This is a genomic window from Pseudomonas sp. FYR_7 (assembly GCF_043106155.1).
GTDB lineage: Bacteria > Pseudomonadota > Gammaproteobacteria > Pseudomonadales > Pseudomonadaceae > Aquipseudomonas > Aquipseudomonas parafulva_B.
The window spans coordinates 74,539-90,026 of record NZ_JBICMI010000013.1; the positions used below are offsets into that span (position 1 = coordinate 74,539).

Consider the following 15,488-nt stretch of genomic DNA (forward strand, 5'->3'; position numbering starts at 1 on the left):
AAAAAACAAGATTCGGAGTCATCGCCCATGAAACTGCCGTTCCCAGGCCGCTTGCTGGCCGTCGCTGTTCTTTCGTCCTTGTCCATTGCCATGCCATTTTCGGCGGCTCATGCCGAAGACAAGCCCAAGGTGGCGTTGGTCATGAAATCATTGGCCAATGAGTTTTTCCGCACCATGGAAGACGGTGCCAAGGCCTACCAGCAAACCCACGCAGGCGAATTCGATCTGGTGGCCAACGGCATCAAGAACGAGACCGACACAGGCGAGCAGATCCGCATCGTCGAGCAGATGGTCAACGCCGGTGCCAAGGCGCTGGTGATCGCGCCGGCAGACTCCAAAGCACTGGTCTCAGCTGTGAAAAAAGCAATGGACCAGGGTGTGGTGGTGATCAACATCGACAACCGACTTGACCCCGAGCTGCTCAAGAGCAAAGGCATCAGCGTACCCTTCGTAGGCCCTGACAACCGCAAGGGCGCGCGCCTGGTGGGCGAATACTTGGCCACGGAAAAACTCAAGGCGGGCGATCAGGTGGGCATCATCGAAGGCGTGCCGACCACCACCAATGCCCAGCAGCGTACCGCAGGCTTCAAGGAGGCGATGGATGCTGCACAGATCAAGATCGTCTCCACGCAGAGCGGCAATTGGGAAATCGACAAAGGCAATGCCGTCGCCGCGTCCATGCTTAACGAATACCCTGACCTCAAGGCATTGCTGGCAGGCAACGACAGCATGGCCCTGGGCGCGGTCTCGGCCGTGCGCGCGGCTGGCAAGGCTGGCCAGGTGCAGGTGGTCGGTTACGATAACATCAATGCCATCAAGCCCATGATTGCCGACGGCCGCGTACTGGCCACGCTTGATCAGGCAGCCAGTCAGCAAGCCGTTTTCGGTATCCAGGCCGCGCTGAAAATGGTCAAGGGCGAGAAGCCGGATGTGGATGCCGATAACGTCATCCAGACCCCGGTCGAACTGATTACGAAGCAACCTTGATGCTGCCAGGAGACACGGCGATGTCCGCATCGGCCCATGACGTGGTCCTGGCTGCCAGCGGCCTCGGCAAGACGTACGCCCAGCCGGTGCTGGGCGAGGTGAGCCTGGAGCTGCGTGCCGGCGAGGTGCTGGCCTTGACCGGCGAAAACGGCGCTGGCAAGAGCACCTTGTCCAAGTTGATCAGCGGCCTGGAAACCCCCACTGCCGGGCACATGCTCTACCGCGGGCAAGCCTATGCGCCGGCCAGTCGCCGCGAGGCCGAGCGCCTCGGCGTGCGCATGGTGATGCAGGAACTGAACCTGTTGCCCACCCTGACCGTGGCAGAAAACCTGTTTCTGGACAACCTGCCCAGCTGCCTCGGCTGGATCAGCCAGAAGCGCCTGCGCCAGATGGCTGTCGATGCCATGGCCCAGGTGGGGCTGGAGGCCATTGACCCCGATACCCCGGTCGGAGAGTTGGGCATCGGTCATCAGCAAATGGTCGAGATTGCCCGCAACCTGATCGGAGATTGCCACGTGCTGATCTTCGATGAACCCACCGCCATGCTGACCGCGCGCGAGGTGGAATTGCTGTTCACCCAGATCGAGCGCTTGCGCGCCCGGGGGGTGGCTATCGTCTATATCTCCCATCGGCTCGAAGAACTGCAGCGCGTCGCTCAGCGTATCGTCGTGCTGCGCGATGGCAGGCTGGTATGCGACGAACCGATCCAGCGCTACAGCAGCGCCGAGTTGGTCAACCTGATGGTTGGGCGTGAACTGGGCGAACACATCGATCTGGGCCGCCGCTCGTTAGGTGGTCCACTGCTCAGGGTGGACAAGCTCAGCCGGGGCGAGAAGGTGCAGGAGGTGTCCTTTGAAGTCCGTGCTGGGGAGATCTTCGGTATCTCCGGGCTGATCGGCGCGGGCCGTACAGAGCTTCTGCGGTTGATCTACGGCGCCGACCGCGCCGACAGCGGTAGCATTGCCCTGGGCCAGCCGCCGCTGCCCGTCACCATCGATTCGCCAAAGTCCGCCGTCAACGCGGGTATTGCCCTGATCACCGAAGATCGCAAAGGCGAAGGCCTGCTGTTGAGCCAGTCGATCAGCGCCAACATCGCCTTGGGCAACCTGGGTGCGGTGTCGCGGGCTGGCGTCCTGGACCGCCAAGCCGAACGCGACTTGGCCGAGCGGCAAATACAGGCCATGCGCATTCGCAGTGCCGGCGCTGATCAAGTGGTCGGCGAGCTGTCTGGTGGTAATCAGCAGAAGGTGGTGATCGGCCGCTGGCTCGAGCGCGATTGCCGGGTCTTGCTGTTCGACGAGCCTACGCGCGGCATCGATGTCGGTGCCAAGTTCGACATCTACGGTTTGCTCGCCGAACTCGCTCGGCAGGGCAAGGCCCTGGTCGTGGTCTCCAGCGATCTGCGCGAGTTGATGCTGATCTGCGACCGCATTGCGGTCTTGTCTGCCGGTCGGTTGATCGACACCTTCGAACGTGACCACTGGACCCAGGACCAGTTGCTGGCGGCAGCCTTCGCCGGCTATCAGAAACGTGACGCACTGCTGCACCCTGCAGCCCCCAGGATGGACGCATGAAAACCACACCGCTCGAAAACCAAAGCGCTGCCCCGGCACGCCGCAGCGGCACCTACTTGGGCCTTGGTACTTACCTGGGGCTGGCCGGCGCCTTGCTGGCGATGATCGTGCTGTTCTCGATGCTGAGCAGCCATTTCTGGTCATACGGTACGTTCAGTACCCTGGCCAACCAGATACCTGACTTGATGGTATTGGCCGTGGGCATGACGTTCGTGCTGATCATCGGCGGCATCGACCTGTCGGTCGGTTCGGTGCTGGCCCTGGCCGCATCGACAGTCAGCGTTGCGATTCTTGGCTGGGGCTGGAGCATCGTGCCGGCTGCACTGCTGGGCATGGCGGTGGCCGCATTGGCTGGCAGCGTTACCGGCGTCGTCACCGTGGCCTGGCGCATCCCTTCGTTCATCGTCTCGTTGGGCGTGCTGGAAATGGCCCGCGGCCTGGCCTACCAGTTCACCGATTCGCGCACGGCCTACATCGGCGATGCCTATGCCTGGTTCTCCAACCCGATAGCCTTCGGTATATCACCCGCGTTCATCATCGCCTTGCTGGTGATCGTAATCGCTCACCTGGTGCTCACCCGTACCGTATTCGGGCGCTACCTGATCGGGATCGGCACCAATGAAGAAGCCGTGCGCCTGGCTGGTATCGACCCGCGCCCCTACAAGGTACTGGTCTTCGCCCTGATGGGGCTGCTGGCTGGCCTGGCTGCGTTGTTTCAGGTGTCGCGCCTGGAGGCGGCCGACCCCAATGCGGGCTCCGGCCTGGAGTTGCAGGTGATTGCCGCCGTCGTGATCGGCGGTACCAGCCTGATGGGTGGGCGTGGCTCGGTCATCAGCACCTTTTTTGGCGTGCTCATCATTTCCGTGCTGGCAGCGGGCCTTGCGCAGATCGGTGCCAGCGAGCCAACCAAACGCATCATTACCGGCGCTGTGATCGTCATTGCCGTGGTGCTCGACACTTATCGCAGCCGGCGCGCAGCCCGGCGGAACTGAACCATGGCAACCATCAAAGACGTCGCGGCCCTGGCGGGGATTTCTTACACCACCGTGTCCCACGTGTTGAACAAAACGCGGCCGGTGAGCGAGCCTGTTCGGCTCAAAGTCGAGGCCGCCATACGGGAGCTTGACTACGTGCCCAGCGCCGTCGCGCGGTCGCTCAAGGCACGCAGCACGGCCACCATCGGCTTGCTTGTGCCCAATAGCGTCAACCCCTATTTCGCCGAGCTGGCCCGCGGCATTGAAGACGCGTGCGAGCGCAATGGCTATTGCGTGATCCTGTGCAATTCCGACGACGACCCTCAAAAGCAGCGTAATTACCTGCGGGTGCTGTTGGAAAAGCGCATCGATGGGCTGGTGGTCGGGTCGGTAGGGCAGGATGACGACTTGTTGCAAAGCCTGGCAGAGGTGCGCACACCCATGGTCATCGTGGACCGAGAGCTCGAAGGCGTCGATGCCGATCTGGTGCGGATCGATCATGAGCTGGGCGCCTACCTGGCTACGCGCCATCTGTTGGAGCTTGGCCATCGGGATATCGCCTACATCGGTGGGCCAGCAGAAACCGGGGTGACGCAGATGCGCCTGGGCGGTTTTCGTCGAGCCTTGGCCGAGGCGGGCGTCACCGTGGCCCCTGAGCGCGTGCGCCATTGTGACTTCACCAGCCCAGGCGGTCACGCTGCAGCTGCCGAGCTGCTGGCAGGGCCGCGGCCGACGGCCATTTTTGCGGGCAACGACATGATCGGGTTCGGCGTATTGCGCGCAGCGGCCGAGCGCCACATCGACGTGCCGGGTGCGCTGTCGGTGATCGGCTTCGACGACATCGAGCTGAGCCGCTACGTCTACCCACCCTTGACCACTGTGGGGCAGTCCATCCGCGAGCTTGGCGAGAGCGCTGCGGCGCTGCTGCTGGCGCGTATCGCTCAGCCTCGCAATAGCTCGGCGCAGCAGCGCATCGTCACCCCGCGCATCGTGTTGCGCGAGTCCACCGGGCCGCGCCCGGATCTGTTCAACGATTACCGCTAAGGAAACCGCATGAGTGCCAAGGTCGTGGTAGTCGGCAGCCTCAACATGGACCTGGTAGCGCGCGCTCAGCGCCTGCCACGGCCTGGCGAGACATTGGCCGGCGATACCTTCTTCACCGCTGCCGGAGGCAAGGGTGCCAACCAGGCCGTGGCGGTCGCGCGGCTGGGCGCCAGCGCGGCAATGATCGGCTGCGTCGGCGACGACGCCTACGGTTTGCAATTGCGCAATGCCCTGGAAGTGGAAGGCATTGACTGTCAGGGCGTGGTCACCTGCGCCGGCGTGTCCACGGGGGTGGCGATGATCACCGTCGACGCGGCCAGCCAGAACTGCATCGTCATTGTGCCTGGGGGCAATGGGTTGCTGGTACCCGACGCCGTAGCGCGCTTCGACGGCTTGCTGCAGGCGGCGCAGGTGATCATCTGCCAACTTGAAGTGCCATTGCCTACCGTGGCCTGGACCTTGGCCAGAGGCCGTCAGCTCGGCAAACGGGTGATACTCAACCCAGCGCCAGCAACAGGGCCGCTGCCCGCCGAATGGTTCAACCATGTCGACTACCTCACGCCCAACGAAAGCGAGGCCGAGGCGTTGACCGGTGTTGCCGTGCATGATCAGGCCAGCGCTTTACTGGCAGGCACGCGCCTGCTCGCGCTGGGAGCTGGCAAAGTGATCATTACCCTCGGCGCCCAAGGTGCCTTGCTGATCACGCCCGATGGCCACCAGCATTATCCGGCACCCGTGGTAAAAGCCTTGGACACCACCGCTGCAGGGGACACCTTCATCGGAGGCTTTGCGGCGGGGTTGGTGCAGGGCCTGGAGGAGGGCGAGGCAATCCGCTTCGGGCAACGGGCGGCTGCCCTGTCGGTGACCCGGGCCGGCGCGCAACCTTCCATCCCCAGGCTCGCGGAGCTGCTGCCATGAAGAAGACGCCGCTGCTGAACATTGCACTGTCTCGGGCCATTGCCAGCATGGGCCATGGCGACATCCTGATCATCGGCGATGCCGGGTTGCCCGTACCGCACGGCGTGGAGCTGATCGACTTGGCTGTCACCCCAGGGCTGCCTGACTTTGCCAGTGTGCTGCGGTGCGTCCTGAGCGAGCTGCAGGTCGAGCGGCACGTGCTGGCTGAAGAGATACAAACCGTGGAGCCGCCGGCGTTTGCAGAAATCGAGCGCCTGAGCGACACGCTGGGCGAGCGTGAATACATGCCCCACGAAGCGTTCAAGATGCTGTCGCGCAAGGCCCGGGCCATGGTGCGCACGGGCGAGTGCCAGCCTTACAGCAACATCGCCCTGGTGTCCGGTGTAACCTTCTGACACCGACGGTCCTTACTCGATATCCACTGGCAACAGGAGTGCCCTCGTCATGCTAAAACCCCTGCTTCAAGGACTCGCACTCATGGCTGCAGCGTCTGCCATACAAGCGGCACCTATCGACCTGATCATCGACACCGATCCGGGGGCTGACGATCTGGTGGCCCTGTTCCTGGCCATGGCCTCGCCTGATGAGCTGAAAATTCGTGCCATCACGACAGTCGCCGGCAATGTGCGCCTGGAGAAGACCGCACGTAACGCTCGCCTAGCCCGTGAGTGGGCCGGTCGCGAGGATGTCCCGGTATACGCCGGTGCGGGTCGCCCCTTGGTGCGCGCCCCGATCTACGCGGCTGAAGTGCACGGCGAAGAAGGCGTCACCGGGGTTGAAGTGCATGAACCCAAGCAGCCTTTGGCGAGCGGCAACGCTGTTCAGTACCTGGTCGACACCCTAGGTGCGGCGCCGCCACACAGCGTGACCCTGGCCATGCTCGGTCCGCAGACCAACCTGGCCCTGGCCTTGATACAGCGCCCGGAGATCGCTCAGGGCATCAAGGAAGTGGTGGTGATGGGCGGGGCTCACTTTAACGGTGGCAACATCACGCCTGTGGCCGAGTTCAACCTGTATGCCGACCCGCACGCGGCCGCTGTGGTGCTGGCAAGTGGCGTGCCGTTGACCTACCTGCCCCTGGATGTGACCCATAAGCTGTTGACCAGCGAAGCACGGCTCAAGCAACTGGCTGGCGTCAATACGCAGGCCAGCAAGCGTGTGGTGGATATCCTCAATGCCTACATCACCCATGACATGGCGTTGTACGGGATGCCCGGCGGCCCGGTGCATGACGCCAGCGTCATTGCCTATCTGCTCAGACCCCAGCAGTTCAGCGGCCGGCGCATTCACATGTCAATCGATACCCGCGAGGGCCCTACCTTCGGCCAGACCGTGGCTGATTGGTACGGGGTGCTCAAGCAACCGGCCAATGTCATGTGGGTGGAGGAGGGGGATGCTCAGGGGCTGTTCGACCTGCTCAGCGAGCGGTTGGCGCGTTTAAAGTAGCAGGGCGTGGTGCATACCGTTCGACCACCTGGTCGATGAAGCCGCGCGCTGCTTCTGCGCCGCGGTCACGTACCAGGAGGTCGATGGCGATCAGCAGCAGCTCCTCCGGGGTGCTGGGGCTATAGGCGCTCTGGCCCTCGGCCCATTTGACCTTGATGTCGGCATCGATGCTGTGGGTGCTCATGAAAAGCTCTCGCTTGCGGCGCGGGATGAAAGAACGAATGACCAAACCGGGTATTCGTAGCAGGCACTATGCCTTCACTTCTTAAAGTAAATCATGACTTTGCAGGCCAAACCAAGCGGCGTGTGGGCCGAATGGTAAAATTCGGTCACGATTGTCTTCCCCCATCAGCCGCCGGGATGGTGCAGACTTGGCGAGTTTTGCAACGAATTTAGGGTGGGGCTGTCGGATCAGGCAGTTCCCAAATGATCTAGGAGGCTTAATGTTACGTACCCGTGCTTATCTGGCGACCCTGGCGGTGGCTGCTGTCCTGGCAGGCTGCAGCACTGGTGGCGACTCCAGTGGCGGTCAAGTGCCTGAGGCACCTGCGGGCGATGATGGTCGCTGCCAGGCCAGCGGCGCTGATTTTGCAGTGGGCAAGATGGGTAGTGCAGAGCTGCTGGAGCAGGCCCGCAAGGCGAGCGGCTCGCAAATGGCGCGCATACTCAAACCCCACGATGTGGTCACCCTGGAATACCGCTCGGAGCGGCTGAACTTGAATGTCGATGAGCAAGGGCGTGTAACACGCGTTAACTGCGGCTAAGATTTGCCTCGCGTATGGAGGGCATCAGTGCCCTGTGCGCGTTGAGCTGTCAAAGCCAACTCAAAAAAACCCGCCACGGGGGCGGGTTTTTTTACGGCTGTCCGAATTACTCCGGACGAACCTGCGCAGCCTGCATGCCCTTCTGGCCGCGCTCGGCGACGAAGGAAACAGTTTGGCCTTCTTTCAGGCTCTTGAATCCGTCAGATTCGATGGCTTTGAAGTGAACGAACAGGTCGTCGCCGCCGCCTTGTGGAGTGATGAAGCCATAGCCTTTTTCATCATTGAACCATTTGACGGTGCCGGTTTGGCGATTGGACATGGGTGAATCTCCAGAACATTTAGTATTTTCGGTGGTGCAATGCGGCCAAAGCTACGGAGCACCGGTACATCATAGTCTAATTCTGCGGCTGTCGCGTCTTTTTACCTTCGTGGCAGGTTGATCCAGCGCAATTTATCGCCGGACACGCGCAGCTACATAACATCAGCTTTTAGGTGCGCAGGCCTGTTTAACGACGTTTTGCGCCTTTTGCATGAGTTTGGCGTCCACGCCATCCTTGCTGTCGAGGTCAGCAATTTCAGCGTCGGAGAAATTCTTCTTGATCGCTTGTGCACCACATTCGCAGTGCTTTTTCGCTGCGGCGGCATCAACGCCCTGGCCAGCGGCAACTTGCGTGCATTGGGCCATATAGGCACCTTCCTTGCCGGCAGGGAAGTTGCCGGCGTTCGCGGCCATTGGCATCAGCAGGGCGCCAGCGGCCGCCAGGGCCAGAAGAGACGGAACTCGCATAACCGATTACTCCTTGGGTCAGTTCTCATCAAGAGTAGTTGTTTCCACACGTCTGATAGGGAAGCTGTCGCGGAAGTTCACCATCAGTGGCAATTTCCAAATATTCCTGCGCGCGGCTCTGACTGCGTGCTAGCATGCCCGGCTTGCAGCTGAGAACGTCCCCGCTGCAGTTCTATTTTCTTTCCAGTCACTCTGGTTCGTCCCCGCAAGCCCAAAGGCTTCTGCCACTGTGAGGCAGGCTTCCCGTCAGCGGAAGGCAGGTTCGGATCTTGTACTGGCTCATCCCAACCCACGTGACCTTTGGTAGGGGTCACCACTAGGAGAGGAGGCGCCAATGCCCACCATTACTCTTCCCGATGGCAGCCAACGTTCGTTCGATCACCCCGTGTCCGTTGCCGAGGTCGCCGCATCCATCGGCGCCGGTCTGGCCAAGGCCACCGTTGCCGGCAAGGTAGATGGCAAGCTGGTCGACGCCTGCGACCTGATCCTGAACGACGCTACCCTGCAGATCATCACCCCCAAAGATGAAGAGGGACTGGAGATCATTCGTCACTCGTGCGCCCACCTGGTTGGCCATGCGGTGAAGCAGCTGTATCCGACCGCCAAGATGGTGATCGGCCCGGTGATCGACGAAGGCTTCTACTACGACATCGCTTACGAGCGGCCCTTCACGCCGGATGACCTGGCGGCCATCGAGAAGCGCATGCAGCAGCTGATCGATACTGACTACGACGTCATCAAGAAAATGACCCCGCGCGCCGAAGTCATCGACGTGTTTACTGCCCGTGGCGAAGACTACAAGCTGCGCCTGGTCGAGGACATGCCAAACGAACAGGCCATGGGCCTGTACTACCACGAGGAATACGTGGACATGTGCCGCGGCCCGCACGTGCCCAACACCCGCTTCCTCAAGGCATTCAAGCTGACCAAGCTGTCCGGCGCCTACTGGCGCGGCGATGCCAAGAACGAACAGTTGCAGCGGGTATACGGCACCGCCTGGGCTGACAAGAAGCAGCTGGCGGCCTACATCCAGCGCATCGAAGAAGCCGAGAAGCGCGACCATCGCAAGATCGGTAAGCAGCTCGACCTGTTCCATCTGCAGGAAGAAGCACCGGGCATGGTGTTCTGGCATGCCAATGGCTGGACTGTCTACCAAGTGCTCGAGCAGTACATGCGTAACGTTCAGCGCGAGAACGGTTATCAGGAAATCAAGACCCCGCAAGTGGTCGACCGTATCCTGTGGGAGCGTTCCGGCCACTGGTCCAACTACGCCGAGAACATGTTCACCACCTCGTCCGAGAGCCGTGACTACGCGGTCAAGCCGATGAACTGCCCGTGCCACGTGCAGGTCTTCAACCAGGGGCTCAAGAGCTACCGCGACCTGCCGCTGCGTCTGGCCGAGTTTGGCGCATGCCACCGCAATGAGCCGTCTGGTGCATTGCACGGCATCATGCGTGTGCGTGGCTTCGTACAGGACGATGCCCACATTTTCTGCACCGAAGAACAGGTGAAGAAAGAAGCCGCCGACTTCATCAAGCTGACCCTGGACGTTTACAAGGACTTTGGCTTCAGCGACATCGCCATGAAGCTGTCTACTCGTCCGGCCAAGCGCGTTGGCTCTGAAGAGCTGTGGGACCGTGCCGAGGGAGCGTTGGCCGATGCCCTGAATGAATCTGGCCTGGAGTGGGAATACCAGCCAGGGGAGGGCGCTTTCTACGGGCCGAAGATCGAGTTCACCCTGCGTGACTGCCTTGGCCGTAACTGGCAGTGCGGCACCCTGCAGTACGACCCGAACCTGCCGGAGCGCCTGGACGCCAGCTACATTGCCGAAGACAACAGCCGCGTGCGCCCGGTCATGCTGCACCGCGCCATTTTGGGTTCGTTCGAGCGCTTCATCGGCATGCTGATCGAGCACTACGCCGGCGTATTCCCTGCCTGGCTGGCGCCAACGCAGGCGGTGATTATGAATATCACCGACAAACAGGCCGATTTCGCCCTTGAGGTTGAGAAAACTCTGAATGGTAGCGGTTTCCGTGCCAAGTCGGACTTGAGAAATGAGAAGATCGGCTTTAAAATCCGTGAGCATACTTTGCTCAAGGTCCCGTACCTTTTGGTTATAGGGGACCGCGAAGTCGAAACGCAGACCGTAGCAGTGCGTACTCGCGAAGGCGCTGACCTGGGCTCCATGCCCGTCGCCCAGTTCGCTGAGCTCCTGACGCAAGCGGTTTCCCGGCGTGGTCGCCAAACAACGGAGTAATGACTATTAAGCGTGAAATGAGAAATGATAAACGTGCTGTACCGAAGGCCCCGATCAACGAGAATATCTCGGCCCGCGAGGTTCGGTTAATTGGCGCAGACGGCGAGCAGGTTGGCATCGTCTCGATTGATGAAGCGCTTCGTATCGCTGAAGAAGCGAAGCTGGATCTGGTGGAAATCTCTGCAGACGCGGTTCCACCCGTCTGCAAGGTGATGGACTACGGCAAGCACCTCTTCGAGAAGAAGAAGCAGGCCAACGAAGCCAAGAAAAACCAGAAACAGATCCAGATTAAAGAAATCAAGTTTCGTCCAGGGACGGAAGAAGGGGATTACCAGGTAAAACTACGCAACCTGGTACGTTTCCTTACCGAAGGGGACAAGGCCAAGATCTCTCTGAGATTCCGTGGTCGTGAGATGGCCCACCAGGAGCTGGGCATGGAGCTGTTGAAGCGGGTTGAAGCTGACCTGATCGAATACGGTTCCGTCGAGCAGCATCCTAAGATGGAAGGACGCCAGCTTATGATGGTCATCGCCCCCAAAAAGAAGAAATAATCTCCCGGGCACGGCAGGCCTGATGATTATTGTGTAATTTTTATCGAATGCGGAGTTCCAACATGCCAAAAATGAAAACCAAGAGCGGTGCTGCGAAGCGCTTCCTGAAGACCGCTTCGGGCTTCAAGCACAAGCACGCTTTCAAGAGCCACATCCTGACCAAAATGTCGACCAAGCGTAAGCGTCAACTGCGCGGTGCCAGCTTGCTGCACCCGTCCGACGTAGCAAAAGTCGAGCGCATGCTGCGCGTACGTTAATTCTGGTTAAGATAGAGGAAGTTACTCATGGCTCGTGTTAAGCGTGGCGTCATCGCTCGTAAGCGTCACAAGAAAATTCTGAAACTGGCTAAAGGTTACTACGGTGCACGCTCGCGCGTATTCCGTGTTGCCAAGCAAGCGGTCATCAAGGCAGGCCAATACGCCTACCGCGACCGTCGCCAGAAGAAGCGTCAGTTCCGCGCACTGTGGATCGCTCGTATCAACGCCGGTGCCCGCACCAACGGTCTGTCCTACAGCCGTTTGATTGCTGGCCTGAAAAAGGCTTCGATCGAAATCGACCGTAAGGTTCTGGCCGATCTGGCAGTGAACGAAAAAGCGGCGTTTGCTGCGATTGTCGAGAAAGCTAAAGCCGTTCTGGCTTAAGTACCCGCGACAATCACCCGGCGGCGCCTACGTCGTCGGGCATTGAACGTCATCGATAGGGGAAGAGCCTTCAAAGCTCTTCCCCTATTTTCGTATCTGGAGTCTGTACATGGAAAACCTGGATGCGCTGGTCTCCCAAGCCCTGGAGGCCGTGGAGCGCGCTGAAGACATCAATGCCCTGGAACAGATCCGGGTCAACTATCTCGGCAAGAAGGGCGAGCTGACCCAGGTGATGAAGACCCTGGGCAACCTGCCAGCCGAGGAGCGGCCCAAAGTGGGCGCGCTGATCAATGACGCCAAAGAGCGCGTCACCGTTGTGCTGAACGCACGCAAGGCAGCTTTCGAAGAAGCCGAGCTCAGCGCTCGTCTGGCTGCCGAATGCATTGATGTGACCCTGCCAGGCCGCGGCCAGGCCACCGGTGGCCTGCACCCCATCACCCGTACACTCGAACGCATCGAACAGTTCTTCACGCACATTGGCTACGGCATTGCCGAAGGCCCTGAAGTCGAAGACGACTATCACAACTTCGAAGCGCTCAACATCCCCGGCCACCATCCGGCCCGGGCGATGCACGATACCTTCTACTTCAATGCCAACATGTTGCTGCGTACCCACACCTCGCCGGTGCAGGTGCGGACCATGGAGTCGACCCAGCCACCTATTCGCATTGTCTGTCCTGGCCGCGTATACCGCTGCGATTCGGATATCACCCACTCGCCGATGTTCCACCAGGTCGAAGGCCTGCTGATCGACCGTGGCATCAATTTCGCCGACCTCAAGGGCACCATCGAAGAATTCCTGCGCGTGTTCTTCGAAAAAGAACTGGCGGTGCGTTTCCGTCCATCGTTCTTCCCCTTCACCGAGCCGTCTGCCGAAGTGGATATCCAGTGCGTCATGTGCTCGGGCAACGGCTGCCGCGTGTGCAAGCAGACCGGCTGGCTGGAAGTAATGGGCTGCGGCATGGTGCACCCGAACGTGCTGCGCATGTCGGGCATCGATCCTGAGCAATTCCAGGGCTTTGCCTTCGGCATGGGTGCCGAGCGCCTGGCCATGCTGCGCTATGGCGTCAACGATCTGCGTTTGTTCTTCGACAACGACCTGCGGTTCTTAGCCCAATTCCGCTAAGCCAATCGACGCAACCTTCAGGAGAAGAACAGCATGAAATTCAGTGAACAGTGGCTGCGCGGTTGGGTAAACCCGCAAGTCTCCCGTGACGAACTGGTGGCCCGCCTGTCCATGGCCGGCCTGGAAGTCGACAGCGTGACCCCCGCTGCCGGCCAGTTCAGCGGTATTGTGGTGGGTGAAATCCTTGCCACTGAACAACACCCAGACGCCGACAAGCTGCGTGTGTGCCAGGTCAGCAATGGTCAGGAAACGTTCCAGGTCGTTTGCGGCGCGCCTAACGCACGGCCAGGGATCAAGATCCCCTTCGCCATGATCGGCGCCGAACTGCCTGGTGACTTCAAGATCAAGAAGGCCAAGCTGCGCGGTGTGGAGTCATTCGGCATGCTCTGCTCGGCGGCCGAACTGCAGATCAGTGAAGAAAACGATGGCCTGCTCGAACTGGCCAGCGATGCACCGGTAGGCGAAGACATTCGCCAGTACCTGAGCCTGGATGATGCCAGCATCGAAATCGGGCTTACGCCCAACCGGGGTGATTGCCTGTCAATCGCCGGCCTGGCGCGCGACGTCAGCGCGCTGTACGACGTGCCGGTTACCCGCCCGCTGGTGCCAGCCGTGGCTGCCGCGCACGACGAAGTGCGCCCAGTCGAGGTCCATGCGCCGCCAGCTTGCCCACGTTACCTGGGGCGGGTCATCCGCAATGTCGACCTGAGCAAGCCGACGCCGCTGTGGATGGTCGAGCGTCTGCGCCGCAGCGACGTGCGCAGCATCGACGCTGCCGTAGACATCACTAACTACGTGATGCTCGAACTCGGCCAGCCGATGCACGCCTTTGACTTGGCAGAGATCAACGGCGGCATTCGCGTACGCATGGCCGAGGAAGGCGAGAAGCTCGTGCTGCTCGACGGCCAGGAAGTTGCACTGCGTGCCGACACCCTGGTCATTGCCGACCACACCCGCGCCCTGGCCATCGCCGGCGTCATGGGCGGCGAGCACAGCGGCGTCGACACCGCTAAAACCCGTGATCTGTTCCTGGAAAGCGCTTTCTTCGAGCCGATTTCCGTTGCAGGCAAGGCCCGCTCCTACGGCCTGCACACCGACGCCTCGCACCGTTATGAGCGCGGCGTCGATTCCCAGTTGGCCCGCGAGGCCATGGAGCGCGCGACCGCATTGCTGCTGGAAGTGGTAGGCGGTGAAGCCGGCCCTATCGTTGAAGCCGTCAGCGAGCAACACTTGCCCCGCATTGCCCCGGTTACCCTGCGTGCCGATCGCATCGCCCAGATGCTTGGCATGGAAATGGACCCGTCCCAGGTCGAGCAGTTGCTCAACAACCTTGGTCTGGCTACCCAGGCAGACGGAGCAGGGCAGTGGACGGTCAACGTTCCGAGCCACCGCTTCGATATCAGCCTCGAAGTCGACCTGATCGAAGAGCTCGCGCGTCTGTACGGTTACAACAACCTGCCCGTGCGCTACCCGCAAGCGCGCCTGGCGCCGCAAGCACGTCCGGAAACCCGTGGCGAGCTGCCAAACCTGCGTCGTCTGCTGGTTGCTCGTGGTTACCAGGAGGCCATTACCTACAGCTTCATCGATCCGAAACTGTTCGAGCTGTTCAGCCCAGGCGTAGAGCCACTGTTGCTGGCCAACCCTATCTCCAGCGACATGGCGGCCATGCGTGCCTCTCTGTGGCCGGGCCTGGTCAAGGCATTGCAGCACAACCTCAATCGCCAGCAGGACCGCGTGCGCTTGTTCGAAAGTGGCCTACGTTTCGTTGGCCAGTTAGGCAACTTGGCACAGGAACCGATGATTGCCGGCGTCGCTACAGGCAGCCGCTTGCCTGAAGGCTGGGCCAACGGCCGCGATACCATCGATTTCTTCGACGTGAAGGCCGATGTGGAAGCCCTGCTGGGTTATTCTGGTGCGTTGGGCGACTTCACCTTCGTCGCTGGCAAGCATCCAGCCTTGCACCCTGGTCAGACCGCCGAAATCCAGCGTGAAGGTAAGACCGTTGGCTATCTGGGCGCGCTTCATCCAGAGCTTGCAAAAGTCCTGGACCTGGACCGCCCGGTCTTCGTTTTCGAGCTGGTGCTGGCCGATGTGGTCGAAGGCCGATTGCCGAAATTCAGCGAGTTGTCCAAGTTCCCGGAAACCCGTCGTGACCTGGCGTTGATCGCAGGTCGTGATGTAGCGTCTCAAGACGTGCTTGACGTAATTCGTGACAATGCAGGCGAATGGCTCACAGACCTCAGGCTGTTTGATGTCTACCAGGGTAAAGGCATTGATCCTGATAGAAAAAGCCTGGCAGTCGGCTTGACCTGGCAGCATCCATCGCGCACTCTTAACGACGATGAGGTGAACACTACCTTGCACACTATCCTCACCTCGCTCGAACAAAGGTTGAACACCACGTTAAGGAAATAACGGC

17 protein-coding genes are annotated in these 15,488 nt (G+C 60.6%); 14 read left to right on the forward strand and 3 right to left on the reverse strand.

The window, feature by feature from the left end:
* Window positions 1-27 precede the first annotated feature (27 nt).
* From ACF8R3_RS02480 to ACF8R3_RS02510, 7 genes are read left to right on the forward strand one after another with little or no spacing between them, the layout of a single operon-like run.
* Window positions 28-987: a sugar ABC transporter substrate-binding protein gene (locus tag ACF8R3_RS02480; protein WP_100851770.1), complete on the forward strand. Its 960-nt coding sequence runs from the start codon at window positions 28-30 to the stop codon at window positions 985-987.
* A gap of 20 nt (window positions 988-1,007) precedes the next feature.
* The gene (locus ACF8R3_RS02485) at window positions 1,008-2,561 is read left to right on the forward strand and encodes a sugar ABC transporter ATP-binding protein (RefSeq protein WP_392514789.1); all 1,554 of its coding nucleotides are present in this window, start codon (window positions 1,008-1,010) and stop codon (window positions 2,559-2,561) included.
* Window positions 2,558-3,553 carry an ABC transporter permease gene (locus ACF8R3_RS02490; protein WP_058603349.1) on the forward strand — a complete coding sequence of 332 codons (996 nt, stop codon included), beginning with the start codon at window positions 2,558-2,560 and terminating at the stop codon, window positions 3,551-3,553. The genes ACF8R3_RS02485 and ACF8R3_RS02490 overlap by 4 nt, the downstream gene beginning before the upstream one ends.
* A gap of 3 nt (window positions 3,554-3,556) precedes the next feature.
* Window positions 3,557-4,579 carry a LacI family DNA-binding transcriptional regulator gene (locus ACF8R3_RS02495; RefSeq protein WP_078478397.1) on the forward strand — a complete coding sequence of 341 codons (1,023 nt, stop codon included), beginning with the start codon at window positions 3,557-3,559 and terminating at the stop codon, window positions 4,577-4,579.
* 9 nt (window positions 4,580-4,588) lie between these two features.
* Entirely contained in the window at window positions 4,589-5,497 is a 909-nt protein-coding gene (rbsK, locus tag ACF8R3_RS02500; RefSeq protein WP_058637788.1) for a ribokinase, read from the forward strand.
* A complete protein-coding gene (gene rbsD / locus ACF8R3_RS02505) occupies window positions 5,494-5,892 on the forward strand; it encodes a D-ribose pyranase (protein WP_182138751.1) in 399 nt (132 codons plus the stop codon). Before rbsK ends, rbsD begins: the two co-directional genes overlap by 4 nt.
* Before the next feature lie 49 nt (window positions 5,893-5,941).
* The gene (locus ACF8R3_RS02510) at window positions 5,942-6,943 is read left to right on the forward strand and encodes a nucleoside hydrolase (protein WP_058637786.1); all 1,002 of its coding nucleotides are present in this window, start codon (window positions 5,942-5,944) and stop codon (window positions 6,941-6,943) included.
* On the opposite strand, the gene ACF8R3_RS02515 is transcribed toward ACF8R3_RS02510, so the two are convergent.
* On the reverse strand, window positions 6,915-7,127 hold the full coding sequence (locus ACF8R3_RS02515; protein WP_058637785.1) for a hypothetical protein: 213 nt from the start codon (window positions 7,125-7,127) through the stop codon (window positions 6,915-6,917). The two genes, ACF8R3_RS02510 and ACF8R3_RS02515, sit on opposite strands and share 29 nt — an antisense overlap.
* 259 nt (window positions 7,128-7,386) lie before the next feature.
* Here ACF8R3_RS02515 and ACF8R3_RS02520 point away from each other — a divergent pair, with 259 nt between their 5' ends.
* Window positions 7,387-7,707, forward strand: coding sequence for an I78 family peptidase inhibitor (locus tag ACF8R3_RS02520; protein WP_058637784.1), 321 nt, complete (start codon window positions 7,387-7,389; stop codon window positions 7,705-7,707).
* 106 nt (window positions 7,708-7,813) lie between these two features.
* Here ACF8R3_RS02520 and ACF8R3_RS02525 read toward each other — a convergent pair whose 3' ends face one another.
* Both ACF8R3_RS02525 and ACF8R3_RS02530 read right to left on the reverse strand, forming a co-directional pair.
* Window positions 7,814-8,026, reverse strand: coding sequence for a cold-shock protein (locus tag ACF8R3_RS02525; protein WP_038413369.1), 213 nt, complete (start codon window positions 8,024-8,026; stop codon window positions 7,814-7,816).
* A gap of 162 nt (window positions 8,027-8,188) precedes the next feature.
* Window positions 8,189-8,494 carry a hypothetical protein gene (locus tag ACF8R3_RS02530; protein ID WP_058637782.1) on the reverse strand — a complete coding sequence of 102 codons (306 nt, stop codon included), beginning with the start codon at window positions 8,492-8,494 and terminating at the stop codon, window positions 8,189-8,191.
* A gap of 334 nt (window positions 8,495-8,828) precedes the next feature.
* Between ACF8R3_RS02530 and thrS the strand changes: the two genes are divergently transcribed.
* From thrS to pheT, 6 genes are all read left to right on the forward strand, one after another.
* Complete coding sequence (gene thrS, locus ACF8R3_RS02535; RefSeq protein WP_196186773.1) at window positions 8,829-10,751, forward strand: threonine--tRNA ligase; 1,923 nt, start codon at window positions 8,829-8,831, stop codon at window positions 10,749-10,751.
* Window positions 10,751-11,302, forward strand: a complete 552-nt coding sequence (infC, locus tag ACF8R3_RS02540; RefSeq protein ID WP_178091251.1) for a translation initiation factor IF-3 — start codon at window positions 10,751-10,753, stop codon at window positions 11,300-11,302. The genes thrS and infC overlap by 1 nt, the downstream gene beginning before the upstream one ends.
* Before the next feature lie 62 nt (window positions 11,303-11,364).
* A complete protein-coding gene (gene rpmI / locus ACF8R3_RS02545; RefSeq protein WP_003250667.1) occupies window positions 11,365-11,559 on the forward strand; it encodes a 50S ribosomal protein L35 in 195 nt (64 codons plus the stop codon).
* 27 nt (window positions 11,560-11,586) lie between these two features.
* Window positions 11,587-11,943, forward strand: a complete 357-nt coding sequence (rplT, locus tag ACF8R3_RS02550) for a 50S ribosomal protein L20 (protein ID WP_003250671.1) — start codon at window positions 11,587-11,589, stop codon at window positions 11,941-11,943.
* 109 nt (window positions 11,944-12,052) lie between these two features.
* Window positions 12,053-13,069 carry a phenylalanine--tRNA ligase subunit alpha gene (pheS, locus tag ACF8R3_RS02555; RefSeq protein ID WP_058603341.1) on the forward strand — a complete coding sequence of 339 codons (1,017 nt, stop codon included), beginning with the start codon at window positions 12,053-12,055 and terminating at the stop codon, window positions 13,067-13,069.
* A gap of 33 nt (window positions 13,070-13,102) precedes the next feature.
* Window positions 13,103-15,484, forward strand: a complete 2,382-nt coding sequence (gene pheT / locus ACF8R3_RS02560) for a phenylalanine--tRNA ligase subunit beta (protein ID WP_392514791.1) — start codon at window positions 13,103-13,105, stop codon at window positions 15,482-15,484.
* Window positions 15,485-15,488: the final 4 nt, after the last annotated feature.

Coding starts and splice junctions, on each gene's coding strand:
- ACF8R3_RS02480 (WP_100851770.1), top strand. CDS start 28: ATGAAACTGCCGTTCCCAGGCCGCTTGCTGGCCGTCGCTGTTCTTTCG.
- ACF8R3_RS02485 (WP_392514789.1), top strand. CDS start 1,008: ATGTCCGCATCGGCCCATGACGTGGTCCTGGCTGCCAGCGGCCTCGGC.
- ACF8R3_RS02490 (WP_058603349.1), top strand. CDS start 2,558: ATGAAAACCACACCGCTCGAAAACCAAAGCGCTGCCCCGGCACGCCGC.
- ACF8R3_RS02495 (WP_078478397.1), top strand. CDS start 3,557: ATGGCAACCATCAAAGACGTCGCGGCCCTGGCGGGGATTTCTTACACC.
- rbsK (WP_058637788.1), top strand. CDS start 4,589: ATGAGTGCCAAGGTCGTGGTAGTCGGCAGCCTCAACATGGACCTGGTA.
- rbsD (WP_182138751.1), top strand. CDS start 5,494: ATGAAGAAGACGCCGCTGCTGAACATTGCACTGTCTCGGGCCATTGCC.
- ACF8R3_RS02510 (WP_058637786.1), top strand. CDS start 5,942: ATGCTAAAACCCCTGCTTCAAGGACTCGCACTCATGGCTGCAGCGTCT.
- ACF8R3_RS02515 (WP_058637785.1), bottom strand. CDS start 7,127: ATGAGCACCCACAGCATCGATGCCGACATCAAGGTCAAATGGGCCGAG.
- ACF8R3_RS02520 (WP_058637784.1), top strand. CDS start 7,387: ATGTTACGTACCCGTGCTTATCTGGCGACCCTGGCGGTGGCTGCTGTC.
- ACF8R3_RS02525 (WP_038413369.1), bottom strand. CDS start 8,026: ATGTCCAATCGCCAAACCGGCACCGTCAAATGGTTCAATGATGAAAAA.
- ACF8R3_RS02530 (WP_058637782.1), bottom strand. CDS start 8,494: ATGCGAGTTCCGTCTCTTCTGGCCCTGGCGGCCGCTGGCGCCCTGCTG.
- thrS (WP_196186773.1), top strand. CDS start 8,829: ATGCCCACCATTACTCTTCCCGATGGCAGCCAACGTTCGTTCGATCAC.
- infC (WP_178091251.1), top strand. CDS start 10,751: ATGACTATTAAGCGTGAAATGAGAAATGATAAACGTGCTGTACCGAAG.
- rpmI (WP_003250667.1), top strand. CDS start 11,365: ATGCCAAAAATGAAAACCAAGAGCGGTGCTGCGAAGCGCTTCCTGAAG.
- rplT (WP_003250671.1), top strand. CDS start 11,587: ATGGCTCGTGTTAAGCGTGGCGTCATCGCTCGTAAGCGTCACAAGAAA.
- pheS (WP_058603341.1), top strand. CDS start 12,053: ATGGAAAACCTGGATGCGCTGGTCTCCCAAGCCCTGGAGGCCGTGGAG.
- pheT (WP_392514791.1), top strand. CDS start 13,103: ATGAAATTCAGTGAACAGTGGCTGCGCGGTTGGGTAAACCCGCAAGTC.